We start from the raw sequence: 13,088 nt of genomic DNA, 5'->3' as shown, positions 1-13,088 counted from the left end.
TAATAAGCAGTGAGTCTCAAATCTAACGTCTAAGTAAAAATGAAACAATATAAAGCGGTCAACTGGAACGAACCGGAAAACGATTACGCCCTGATGTTTTGGGAACAGAACATCAAGCAATTCTGGATAGATACCGAATACATTCCCTCGAAGGATATCGATAGCTGGAAAGCTCTGTCGCCCGAAATGCGGGAATGCTATAAAAAAGCGTTGGGTGGATTAACGCTTTTGGACACGCTTCAAAGCAATACCGGCATGCCCAAAATCATGGACCACATCGATTCGCTGCAAAACAAATCGGTACTGGCCTATATGTGCATGATGGAAGCCATCCATGCAAAATCGTATTCGACCATCTTCACGACCGTCGCGACCTCCCAGGATATTGAAGACATATTCAATTGGGTTCAACAGAATAAATACCTGCAATTCAAGGCATCGACAATCGACAAATATTACCGGAGGTTAGCAGACACGGATATCAGCAAGGAAGACTTGTTTATGGGACTGTGCGCATCCGTACTGTTGGAGTCATTTTTATTCTATAGCGGTTTCTTCATTCCCTTGTGGCTTTGCGGGCAGGGACATATGGTTGCCAGCGCGGATATCATCAAGAAAATCATTGCAGATGAATCCATCCATGGAGTGTTTGTCGGCCTATTGGCACAGGATGTATATAAAAAGCTGCCTAATCCCGAGAAGTCCAAGGAGAAATTGGTCAGCCTGATGAACGACCTGTACGAAAATGAATTAAAGTATACCGAAGAGATTTATACCGATGTGGGGCTTACGGCAGAAGTGAAAGAATATGTACGCTACAACGCCAACAAGGCGCTTATGAACCTTGGGTTTGAACCCATTTTTGAGGTGAAACGCGTGAATCCGATTGTGCTGAACGGCCTCAATGTAGAAACCACCCAGCACGATTTCTTTTCCAAGAAGTCCACTAACTACGAAAAAGCTACTGAAATCGTACACCTTCGGGATGAAGATTTCGTGATGGATACGTCTATCGCCGTCTGATTCGATAAAATCTGCTAAACAAGGGAGTAGGGAACTTGTGAGCCTGTGAGTTCCCTCCTTCCTCGTTCTCTTCTTCCCCACTCTTACTCAACCATTCCTTCCAACGCAAATAGAAACGAATATTCCAACGCAATTTCTTTCAGGTAGTCAAAACGCCCGGAGGCCCCGCCATGCCCATAATCCATTTCTGTTTTCAGTAGCAGTACATGGTCATCGGTCTTAATTGTCCGCAACTTGGCTACCCATTTTGCCGGTTCAAAGTATTGCACCTGGCTATCGTGCAATCCGGTTGTGACCAGCATATTCGGATAGGCTTTCGGTTCGATATTCTCGTACGGCGAATAGCTTTTTATATATTCGTAAGCCTCTTTATCATTTGGGTTACCCCATTCATCGTATTCATTGGTCGTCAGCGGAATCGAGGCATCCAGCATGGTATTGACCACGTCTACAAACGGCACCTGGGCAACAATCCCATGCCAGAGATCAGGTGCCATATTGGCTACTGCTCCCATCAACAATCCACCCGCACTGCCTCCCATGGCATACAGGTGCGCCGATGAGGTATATTTTTCATCCACCAGAAACTGTCCGCAATCAATGAAATCGGTAAATGTATTTTTCTTTTTCATCATCTTGCCGTCTTCATACCATTCACGCCCCATTTCCTGCCCACCTCGAATATGCGCAATGGCGAACACAAAGCCACGGTTCAGTAGGCTGAGCCGGCTGGAGCTAAACGACGGATCCATCGTCGCACCGTACGCCCCGTATCCATATAGCAGCAGGGGCGCATTGCCATCTTTCTTAAAACCTTGCTTATACACCAGTGAGATGGGGATCTGAGTTCCATCCTTAGCGGTTGCATACAAGCGTTCGGTGCGATAATCCGCCACGTTGTATCCCCCGACTACCTCCTGTTGTTTCAGCAGGGTCTTTTCGTGGGTATTCATGTCATAATCGTATGTGGATGATGGCGTAGTAAGCGAGGTGTAGCCATAACGCAGCGTAGTGGTGTTATACTCCGGATTGTTCGAGGGATAGGCAGTGTAGGCTTCCTCGCCAAAATCCAGGTAATGTTGGGAGCCATCCTTCAGATTACGGATCGCCAATTGGATCAGGCCATTTTTGCGCTCGGATACCACGAGGAAATCCCGGAATTCATCCACGTCTTCCAGCAGCACATCCGGTCTGTGTGGAATGACCTCTTTCCAATGCTCTTGTCCGGTTTGGTCAAACGGACATTCCATCAGCTTGAAGTTCTTTGCATTTTGGTTGGTAACGATCAGAAAGCGGTCGGCAAGTGCCGTCACGCTATACAATACTTCCGGCATTCGGGGCTGAAAGATCTTGAAGGTACCCATCGGATCCTCTGCATCGAGGTAACGGGTTTCGGAAGACAAGGTGCCGCCGGAATAAATATAAATGAATTTACCGGATTTGGCTTTGCCCACCCCAATGTAATTCGTGTTGTCGGACTCGTGGTAAACCACCTGGTCGTTGTCACTATCCGCTCCTAAGGTATGCCGCATAATCTTTTCGGTAAGCAAAGTCGCCGCATTGTTTTTGGTATAAAACAGCGTCCGGTTATCATTCGCCCAAACTGACCCACCTGAAGTACCCGGAATGGCGTCCGATAGGACCTCTCCGGTTTCCAGGTTTTTGACGTGGATGGTATACTGCCGTCGCGACACCGTGTCCACGCCGTAGGCAAGCAATTTATTATCCGGACTCACATTGAATCCACCCACCGCATAATACGGGTATCCCTCCGCCATTGCGTCCACGTCGAGCAAGACTTCTTCAGGTGCATCCAAGCCCCCCTTTTTACGGCAGAACTTGAAATACTGCCTGCCTTCTTCTGTACGTGTATAGTAATAGTACCCGTTTTTAAAATAGGGCACAGACTCGTCCTGTTCTTTGATCCGGGCCTTCATCTCGTCAAATAGCTGAGCTTGCAGTGTTTCCGTACCCTTCATCATAGCGTCTGTATACGCGTTTTCCGCCTCCAGATAGTCAATTACAGCCGACGAATCCGGGCCTTTCTTGAAATAATCGTTCAACCAGTAGTAAGGGTCTACGACCGTATCCCCGTGTAGTGACCTGATATAGGGGCGTGTTACTGCGACGGGGGCATCAATTTGAGGCCATTCGTAGGCTTTCCGGTGAGGTTTGTCCTGCATGCAGGAGATCGCGATTGTACTCATTAGCAATAGTGACGAAAGTTTAGATAGTAATACAAGTCTGGCATTCATGGCGTGCATATTAACCAATACAAATGAAAGAATTATCTGGTATAGTTAAACCTTTTCAAACGATATTTATCAAACTTTACCAAATGCCAGATGGCAATGCAATATATTGGAGAACGATATATTCGCTTTATATACATGTGATTAAATTGCATATAAAAACGAATTTATCTAAGTTTGCTGCGCACACAAAGACTGCACGTATATGACGTTTCGGAATCACATTAATACACTCATTCTCGCACTTCTGCCTTTATTTTCGCTTGGTCAAACAAATGAAAAGCCACCCGCTAATTGGTTCAACCTCGACTATGAGCGCGATGGAGTCATGGGCATTAGTACGGAAAAAGCGTACGAGCTTTTACTGAAAGGCAAAAAAAGCACGCCCGTGACAGTGGCGGTCATTGATGGTGGGGTGGATGTAAACCACGAAGATCTCAGGGACGTCATGTGGATCAACGAAAAGGATAGTGCATCAACGGGCAAAGACGAAGATGGCAACGGCTACATCAACGACAAATACGGATGGAACTTTCTGGGCAATGCCAAGGGAGAAAATGTACATTACGACAACCTCGAGGTAACCCGGCTGGTCAGAGAACTCGAGCCAAAATATTTATCGGTGTTGCCTTCTACACCCATGGATGGTGAGGAGCGCCGCGAATTTTCCGAATACCAGAAGATGGTCACCTATTACGCCAATAAAATGCAGGAAGCCCGTTTTGGTCAGATAAACTATACCGGGTTGAAGCGTACGGTAGATTCCATGCTGACGAAAATGGGAAAAGAGAAGCCTACGCTTGCTGATTTCGATCGTTATAAACCGGAAGGTGATTTCGAAAAGCTCGCATTGAAGATCATCAAAAAAGAGCTGAAAGATGAACCCGATTTCAGCAAATTCTACAAGGACTTAGAAGACGGCGTTAAGCACTACAACAATCAAGTTAACTATCATTTGAACAAAGAATTCGATCCCCGTGACATCGTCGGGGATGATTATGAAAACAGCCGTGAGCGGTATTATGGAAATGCAGATGTAACTGGGCCGGATGCCGAACACGGAACACACGTGGCGGGTATTATCGGCGCGGTACGCACGAATGACGTCGGCATCAAAGGCGTAGCCGACAACGTGCGCATCATGGCCATCCGAACGGTACCTGACGGAGACGAACGGGACAAAGACGTCGCCAATTCCATCCGTTATGCGGTCGAAAACGGTGCCAAGGTCATCAACATGAGTTTTGGCAAAGCCTTTGCCAAAGACAAGCAGGTCGTTGACGACGCGGTACGCTTTGCCCTGGAGAACGACGTCCTTCTCGTTCATGCAGCGGGAAATGAAGGTCAGGACAATGATGCAAATCCCAACTTCCCGAATCGAAATTACGTGGACAGCCTCGGCATTAACATGGGCGAGGCGGGCGCCTGGATTGAAGTAGGCGCATCGTCGTGGAAAAATGATGGCGATTTAGTAGCCTCTTTTTCCAACTATGGCCGCCGTTCCGTTGATGTATTTGCCCCGGGTGTATCGATTCATTCTACCATGCCCGGATCGACCTATGAAGATCAACAGGGTACCAGTATGGCTTCCCCGGTAGTAGCGGGCTTGGCTGCGTTGATACGTTCTTACTACCCCCAGCTACCCGCCATGGAAGTAAAGCGCGTGATTATGCAATCCGTTACCCGTGTCGACCAACGTGTAAAAGTTAAGGGTCCTGATGGACGGAACATGCGGGTTTCCATGAATGAAATCTGTGTGACAGGTGGCATCGTCAATGCATTTAAGGCCCTGCAGCTGGCTGAGCAGAAAGCGTCAGAATCTGCTAGGAAGAAATAAACCTACAAACGCATCGGCTCGCTATACTAATCCCGCATTTATGGCGTTATAAAACATATATGCAATAAAATAACGGATGCTTATGACAGAAACGTATACTTCCAAACCTTCCTCACAGGGTATCATCCGGAAAATAGAGCGGGAAGCTCTTAGGCTGGATCTTGACGATGAGTTGTTTTACGATTTCCTGAAAAGCGAAATGGATGCCTTGCTACGTCAACCACATCCAAGCAGCATACACCGAATCACATCTTATTCAAAAGCAGAACAAGCGTCATTGATGTAAATAGCGTCATGCTCAAGAAGGACCGATACCGGGCATTTGTCGACTATTTTTCCACCCACAATCCAGATGCTCAGACCGAATTAAACTATAGCAATCCCTTTGAGTTGCTCGTGGCGGTCATTCTTTCCGCACAATGTACCGACAAACGGATCAACCAAGTAACCCCGGCATTATTCCGTCGCTTTCCCGACGCCGAAAGCTTGGCTGCAAGCTCTCCCGACGAAGTATATAGCTTCATCCGGAGCGTGAGCTATCCCAACAATAAAGCCAAGCACTTGGTCGGCATGGCGCAAAAATTGGTAACCGACTTCGGCGGTACAGTACCCGAAACCGTTGAAGCGCTGCAAAAACTCCCCGGTGTAGGTCGCAAGACTGCGAACGTCATTGCGTCTGTCGTCTATAACATGCCCGCCATCGCCGTGGATACCCATGTATTCCGTGTCGCCAATCGCATCGGGCTTACAGATAATGCCAAAACGCCGCTGGCGGTAGAAAAACAGTTGGTTAAATATTTACCGAAAGACACTTTGGCAATTGCCCATCATTGGCTAATTTTACATGGCCGATATATCTGTATTGCCCGCAGGCCGAAGTGCGAAGAATGCCCGATCACGTGGATGTGCAGATACTTCGAGAAAGTGGTAAGCCGTAAGCAGTGATTACTGATTGAAAGCGGAAAGTGGAAATTGATTTTCAATAGATAAAGCGAAAAAAATTAGTAAAACAAAATTATTTATCATACCTTTGAACCATTAATTACTAAAACTATGAGCAACCAAGAAAAATTAAAAGCCTTACAGCTTACTTTAGATAAATTAGAGAAATCCTACGGAAAGGGTACCATCATGAAATTGGGAGATTCGGCCGTTGAGCCGATTGACGCCATTTCTACCGGTTCCATTGGGTTGGACATCGCGTTGGGCATAGGCGGCGTTCCCAAAGGCCGTGTCATTGAGATTTATGGCCCCGAATCTTCCGGTAAAACGACGTTGGCGACCCATATCATCGCAGAATCCCAGAAAAAGGGAGGTATTGCAGCCATCATCGATGCGGAACATGCGTTTGATAAATATTATGCAAAGAAGCTGGGCGTCGATATCGAAAATCTCCTCATTTCCCAACCTGACAATGGTGAACAGGCGTTGGAAATCGCGGACAATCTGATCCGGTCCGGAGCCATTGATGTGATTGTCATCGACTCCGTGGCGGCTTTGGTACCTAAAGGTGAGATTGAGGGTGAAATGGGTGATTCCAAAATGGGCTTGCAGGCCAGACTGATGTCCCAAGCCTTGAGAAAACTTACCGGTACAATCTCCAAAACCAACTGCTGTTGTATTTTCATCAACCAGCTACGCGAAAAGATCGGTGTGATGTTCGGCAATCCAGAGACCACTACCGGAGGAAATGCGCTGAAATTCTATGCTTCGGTGCGACTGGATATCCGCCGTATGGCGCAAATCAAAGATGCAGATGAGGTATCCGGAAACCGGGTAAAGGTTAAGATTGTCAAAAATAAAGTTGCCCCTCCCTTCCGTGTTGCGGAATTTGATATCTTATTCGGAGAAGGCATTTCCAAAGCCGGTGAAATCATTGACCTGGGTGTGGATTTCAACATCATCAAGAAGTCCGGTTCCTGGTTCAGCTATGGCGACACCAAACTTGGTCAGGGACGCGATGCCGTAAAAACATTACTGCTTGACAATCCGGATCTGATGGATGAGTTGGAAGCAAAAATCAAAGCAGAAGTAACTGCCGAAAAATTGGAGGAGCAATAACTGCTCCTTTTTTATATACTCGGCGTCTTTCCGCCATCCACAGGGATGCTTATTCCATTGACATAAGAAGCCGCAGGCGAAGCTAGAAATGCCACTACATTGGCAATTTCGTCCGGCTGCCCGATGCGTTTCAATGGGATGGCATCTTTCATTTTCTTCTCGACTTCATCGATTGATTGACCGCTCGCCTGGGCGCTTTGTTTCATCAATGCTTCAAGCCTTTGCGTGTAGGTCGAGCCCGGCAACACATTGTTAACGGTTATTCCGAATGACCCGATTTCATTGGCCAACGTCTTAGCCCAGGACGCTACCGCTGCGCGGATGGTGTTGGATACACCGAGGTTCGGCAGCGGTGTTTTGACCGATGTGGAGATGATGTTGATAACCCGACCATACCCAACGGATTTCATGGCGGGCAATACTGCATTGGCCAATAGCTGATTGCAGACTACATGTTGCCGGAAAGCTTCTTCAAAGGCGATCGGATCCGCTTCTGTAATGGCGCCGGCGGGTGGGCCGCCTGTATTATTGATCAAAATGGCTACCGGAAAACGCTCAACCACTCTTGTAACCGCTACGCGAACGGCCTCGGAATTGCGAAAATCAGCTACCTCGTACACGTGGGATTGCTGATTCGGAATAGGAAGTTCGCCGATTACCGCCTGCAGTTTCTGTTCATTGCGCGCCAATAAAATACAGGTAGCACCCAATGAAGCCAATTCCTTTGCTACTGCCAACCCAATGCCTTGCGTGCTGCCGCAGATAAGGGCGTGTTTATTTTGTAAAGAGATATTCATGGCAATTACCGTTCTTGAACAAAGGTAAGTCATTACATGTCATTCCTATCATCGATTTGTATATAACGCAATTTTACCTAAGTTTGCTTGCGACATTAACCAGATGAGGGCCGTTTATCGTATTGCCAGTTTATTCCTAGGGTTGCTCTGCGCACAGTGTCAAATGCATTTGCCGCTAGCGGAAGTGAAAAATCGGGAGAATGTGCCTACTCTTTTTGTTAATGGGGCTCCCTACCCTCCTTACGCCTATATGTCCTACCTTGGCGATCGCCCGTTTTATCAGGAGATGGAAAAGGCAGGGCTGCATTTATACAACATTCCTGCTTATTTAGGTGATCGGGGCATCAATTCCGTTTCGGGTATAAAACCCTTCCGGTCACCGATTTGGGTAGGCGAAAATGAATTGGACTATACGAGTATTTGTAAAGATTTCGATGAACTGATCGCCGCGGATTCCAATGCGTTGGCAATCATCCGGATCCACCTGGACGCACCCATATGGTGGGAGGAACTGCATCCAGAAAGTGTAAGCCTGCAACCCGATGGTTCTACGTTTCGGACCAGCATGTATAGCACGCGTTGGAGGGAAGACGCCGGTAAGGTATTGGCAAAATTGGTGAAATGGTTAGAACGATCGCCTTATGCCAAACATCTTATTGGCATCCATGTGGCAGGCGGTTTTACCGAGGAATGGATGTACCATTTCAAAGAGGAGTTTTACGATGAAAGCCCCCTAAGGCTTGAAAGTTTCAGGAAATGGCTGCGGAGGCGGTATGCAGGCGATGTCAAGCGTTTGAGGACATCTTGGAATCGTAATGACGTGACATTTGAAAGCGCCGGGTTGGGTGACATCAGCGGAAAGGTAAGAACCGATCGGTGGCGCGATCCCGACACTGCGGGCCAAGTATTCGACACCTTCGTTTTCCATGGAGAGACCACAGCTGACAACATCGCGTATTTCTGCCGTATTGTTAAGAAAGCAAGCCGCGGTAGGTTATTGACGGGTGCTTTTTATGGCTATCATTACTTTGTGAGTGATCTCCGCCGGGGGCATGGCTCCTTGTCTAAATTGCTTCGATGTCCTGATTTAGACTACCTGTCCAGTCCAAATGACTATCGGCGCGTCGCCGGCGAGGATTGGGCTCCATTTGCCGCCATCAAATCCGTGCAATTGCACGGCAAGTTATGGTTAGCGGAAAACGATACGCGTACGTCGATCACTACGATGTTACGTGATCGGGCACCGCATATCGCTCCCGAAGGAACCGCGTATACAGATGGCGTTTGGTTAGGGCCTGAATCGATGGAAGAATCTGAAGCCTTGCTATGGAAGAATCTCGGAAGGATGTTGGCCTATGGTTACGGCGGGTGGTGGTTTGATATGTGGGGAGGCTGGTTCAGCGATCCCAAATTGATGCATATCATCGCATCTGGACAGCGCTTTTTCGAGCGCTATCCGGACGAATCGTTTCCGGCGATGGCGCCTAAAGTAGCTGTGATTGTTGACGAAAAGCTTGGTGCGATGGACGCTTCCTTTGGCAGACTCACGGACAACTTATTGCATAACCGGTACGCTTTAGGCAAAATCGGCGCACCGTATGATCTGTATCTGCGCGAAGACCTGGATGCGGTTAAAGAGGGAGGATATCAGGTCGCGTGGTATATGGGGCTGTTGTCATTGACGGAGAACGAGCAATCGTACCTGGATGAAGCCACTAATCAGGGCGTTTGGGTTGTTTGGACAGATGGCGGCCAATCCAGGGTATACCAACCCGATGGACAGGTGCAGCAAAAGGAAGCGAAGATCCATTGGGATGCTTTAGAAATCCGTGATTTACTTGACAGGGCGGGTGTACATTGTTATGTGGACGGGGGACAGGATGTTTTGTATGCAGGACGGGGGTGGATCTGTCTGCATTCTGCTAATGGCGGTGACAAATTGATTAGGTTACCATTCAAGACCAAGGTAGTGGATCCGGATTCAAAAGAAACAATCGCCATGGGGGATTCATTTGAAATAACCATGAAAGCGAAATCGACCCGGATTTTTAAGATAGTACAATGAAATCACTTAACGCGGCAACTATGAAAATCTGCTTATATACGGTAAACCGAAGCACCGTGTCGTTTTTTGTATGTTTACTGATTTCAATCTTTGTCGGTATCCGTACGGGTTGCACGCAAGTGATAGGCAACGGCGAGCGTTTATCAAACGGTAAATTCACACTAGCCTTCAAAGATGCTAACGGCGAACTCGAAGAAATGATGTTCATGACGGAAAACACGCCTTTTCTGGTCAATGAGATCATGTCGGGAGGGTCACCGTGGGAGATTACCATCGATGCGCCGGGAATCGCCAAGCGCATTGATGCACGTACGGCTTCGGGGTTTTCAACTTTGCGGACCGCCAGCGGTTTGGAACTAACCTGGACGCGGTTTGAAGGACTTCCAGCTGATTTCCGCGTTACGGCTTATATCGGCTTGATACCTGATTCGGCAATGTCTACCTGGCGTATCCGGGTTGATGGTATCGGTGGGATGTTAATTCGTAAAGTAACGTTTCCGCGTGTAGCAGGGCTGAAGAATTTGGGAGAAGAAGAACTCGCAGCGCCCGATTGGATGGGTGCACTGCTCAAATCACCGCGTGAAGTGTTGACACCTGGCGGGAATGGGTTTGAGTGGGAATATCCCGGCCAGATGTCGATGCAATTTTTGACATTGTATAATCCGCATGGTGCAGGTATTTACCTAGCCAGTGACGATTCACTTGCTTATAGCAAGACATTTAGGATAGCGTTGGATACCACCGGAATGTTGGTATACAGTGTTGACAACTATCCTGCCTATGAGCCACAGCTGACATCTTACGAGCCGCCTTATGCTTTTTTGATCGGTGGATTTAATGGCGATTGGTTAACGGCGGCCCAAATATATAAGCGTTGGGCTGAAGAGCAGCGTTGGTGCCGGGAGAGTCGCCTGGCCAACGGAAAGGTGCCTGACTGGATCCAAAACACGAGTTATTGGGTATGGAACCGAGGACATGCGGCGAATGTCCTGCCTCCGGCCATGGCTTTGCGTAAGCGGCTCGATAGCCGCGTCAGTGTGTTATGGCACTGGTGGCACGGCGGGTCATACGACGACTCATTTCCAGAATATTTTCCACCACGGGATGGCAGCAATGCGTTTAAAAAATCGGTAAACAAAGCCCGCCGAAAAGAGGTTAATGCGCTGGTTTATATGAATGCATTAAAGTGGGGACCATCAACCCAAAGTTGGGTGGACGAAGGGGCCGAACGGTTTGCCGTGAAAGATATAGACGGACAAATGCTTAGCCATGTTTATAATATTTTCACCAACAAAGCACTGACCAATATGTGTGAAGCAACGGATTTTTGGAAGCAAAAATACGCGTCGCTTGTCGATACTGCAATAAACGCATATGGGGTAGGTGGAATCTATATGGATCAGATCTGTCTAAACAGGCGATGCTACGATCCCACCCATCATCACTCCGTTGGCGGAGGAAATTACTGGATGGCGCACGTGGAGCAAAAAAACCGGTTGATACGGGCTAATTTTCCTAAAGGCGGAACGCAGGCATTGGCCGGTGAGGGTGTGGGAGAGAATTGGTTGCCCCACTTGGATTTATTTCTAGCATTGCAAGTGAGTAAGGAGCGTTACGCCGGCGTGCATGGTTGGCAAACGATTCCCCTTTTTCAAAGTGTATATCACGAATATGGGATCACATTTGGGAATTATTCGTCTTTGCTAACGCCGCCTTATGACGAGAAATGGCCTCAGGAGCAAGCGCCCGATGATACCGAAACGCCGTTGAATCCCGAATTTAACAATCAGTTTTTGATGGAGCAGGCGCGGTCGTTTGTTTGGGGTATGCAGCCCATGATTGCCAACTATCAACCCTTTTTGGATACCCTTCGGAAGGAGGAGATCGACTTCGTTGAGCGACTGGCTCGTGTTCGCCAGGCTGGACTGGATTATTTTGTTTTCGGTGAATTCCTGAGAGCCCCGTACCTTGAGATCCCAGCAGGGAACATCCCGATTTCACGCCTTTCAATTTATGCGGGTCGCAGCGGAAACGTTACCCGCTTCGAAGACACATTTCCTCTTGTGTACACCTCGGCGTGGAGGTCCAAAGCGGGAAATGTGGCCATAGCCTTAGCAAGTATTAGCGGGTTGGATTACGAAGTAGACTTCGTGGTAAACCCAACTGAATATGAGATCGGAGATAGCGGTATGATTTATTTACACGATGAAAATGGAAAGCGAAAGCTTGGGGAATATCGCGACAGCCCGTCGCCGATTTCGTTTTCGTTACCCCCGAGAGGAATTTGCTTCGTGGAATTTGTACCCATTAACTAATTATCCGGCTGCTCACTCCGACCTGTCCATCGCATATTTTTTCAAAAATGCGTATGTTTGATAAAATTTCCAATTATGCCGCATCCATCACCAAAAGTCGATACCGACTTGTTACGCATGCTGCGTAATGGAGATGCCATTGCTTTTGGAAAGATATACAAAATCTTCGCCCCGATACTTTACCAACGACTATTGCGTCTATTGAAGGACACGGATACAGTCGAAGAAATCTTACAAGACACTTTTTTGAAGCTGTGGGAAAAGCGCGGGCAAATCGATCCTGAACAAGCATTCACCACCTATTTGTACCGCATTGCCGACCATTTAGCAATTGACGTCTTCCGCAGGATAAGTCGAGACAAAGCCCTGCAACAGGAACTATGGGCAAGCACCATAAGCTTTTATCTGCACACCGAAGAGACATTTTTAGCCAAAGAACAGCGGCAGCTGATTTCAACTGCTATTGAGCAGTTACCCCCAAAGCGGAAACAGATTCTCATCCTGTGCAAACTAGAAGACAAAAGTTATCAGGAGGTGGCCGAATTACTGGGAATTTCTGTCTCCACTGTCAGTAACCAATTGGTAAAAGCCATTAAGGAAATCAAAAATTATGTGCTCCAATCGGCTCGGGGGGAACAAGTGATCATCCTCTCGCTCCTCCTTTCCTGCAATATTTATTAATCTGTATTTCAGCACATTTCCATTTTTTTTCTTTTTCCCAATAGTGTGATTTTCCGG

Annotated in this window: 10 protein-coding genes; 8 read left to right on the top strand and 2 right to left on the bottom strand. The window is 47.6% G+C overall.

Going from position 1 to position 13,088, the window contains the following annotated elements:
* Positions 1-39 precede the first annotated feature (39 nt).
* Complete coding sequence (gene nrdF, locus ACFQRK_RS11170; protein WP_379006586.1) at positions 40-1,023, top strand: class 1b ribonucleoside-diphosphate reductase subunit beta; 984 nt, start codon at positions 40-42, stop codon at positions 1,021-1,023.
* An 83-nt stretch (positions 1,024-1,106) separates the two neighbouring features.
* On the opposite strand, the gene ACFQRK_RS11165 is transcribed toward nrdF, so the two are convergent.
* Entirely contained in the window at positions 1,107-3,278 is a 2,172-nt protein-coding gene (locus ACFQRK_RS11165) for a S9 family peptidase (RefSeq protein WP_379006583.1), read from the bottom strand.
* A gap of 202 nt (positions 3,279-3,480) precedes the next feature.
* Here ACFQRK_RS11165 and ACFQRK_RS11160 point away from each other — a divergent pair, with 202 nt between their 5' ends.
* From ACFQRK_RS11160 to recA, 4 genes are all read left to right on the top strand, one after another.
* The gene (locus tag ACFQRK_RS11160) at positions 3,481-5,112 is read left to right on the top strand and encodes a S8 family peptidase (protein WP_379006581.1); all 1,632 of its coding nucleotides are present in this window, start codon (positions 3,481-3,483) and stop codon (positions 5,110-5,112) included.
* An 82-nt stretch (positions 5,113-5,194) separates the two neighbouring features.
* Complete coding sequence (locus ACFQRK_RS11155) at positions 5,195-5,398, top strand: hypothetical protein (RefSeq protein ID WP_379006580.1); 204 nt, start codon at positions 5,195-5,197, stop codon at positions 5,396-5,398.
* Positions 5,399-5,406: 8 nt separating this feature from the next.
* Positions 5,407-6,057: an endonuclease III gene (gene nth, locus ACFQRK_RS11150; RefSeq protein ID WP_379006578.1), complete on the top strand. Its 651-nt coding sequence runs from the start codon at positions 5,407-5,409 to the stop codon at positions 6,055-6,057.
* A gap of 108 nt (positions 6,058-6,165) precedes the next feature.
* Entirely contained in the window at positions 6,166-7,173 is a 1,008-nt protein-coding gene (recA, locus tag ACFQRK_RS11145; RefSeq protein ID WP_379006575.1) for a recombinase RecA, read from the top strand.
* Positions 7,174-7,184: 11 nt separating this feature from the next.
* Here the strand turns inward: recA and ACFQRK_RS11140 are convergent, their stop codons facing one another.
* Positions 7,185-7,970 (bottom strand): SDR family oxidoreductase, encoded by a 786-nt coding sequence (locus ACFQRK_RS11140; RefSeq protein ID WP_379006573.1) that lies wholly within the window; start codon positions 7,968-7,970, stop codon positions 7,185-7,187.
* A gap of 202 nt (positions 7,971-8,172) precedes the next feature.
* Between ACFQRK_RS11140 and ACFQRK_RS11135 the strand changes: the two genes are divergently transcribed.
* The 3 genes from ACFQRK_RS11135 (at position 8,173) to ACFQRK_RS11125 (ending at position 13,031) form a co-directional block, all read left to right on the top strand.
* On the top strand, positions 8,173-10,035 hold the full coding sequence (locus ACFQRK_RS11135; RefSeq protein ID WP_379006570.1) for a beta-galactosidase: 1,863 nt from the start codon (positions 8,173-8,175) through the stop codon (positions 10,033-10,035).
* A gap of 20 nt (positions 10,036-10,055) precedes the next feature.
* Complete coding sequence (locus ACFQRK_RS11130; protein WP_379006567.1) at positions 10,056-12,350, top strand: DUF6259 domain-containing protein; 2,295 nt, start codon at positions 10,056-10,058, stop codon at positions 12,348-12,350.
* A gap of 75 nt (positions 12,351-12,425) precedes the next feature.
* A complete protein-coding gene (locus ACFQRK_RS11125) occupies positions 12,426-13,031 on the top strand; it encodes an RNA polymerase sigma factor (RefSeq protein WP_379006565.1) in 606 nt (201 codons plus the stop codon).
* Positions 13,032-13,088 lie beyond the last annotated feature (57 nt).

This window comes from Parapedobacter sp. GCM10030251 (genome assembly GCF_042666505.1).
Lineage (GTDB): Bacteria > Bacteroidota > Bacteroidia > Sphingobacteriales > Sphingobacteriaceae > Parapedobacter.
The sequence above is the reverse complement of the archived record's forward strand: the minus strand, read 5'-3'. Positions and strand labels throughout refer to the sequence as shown.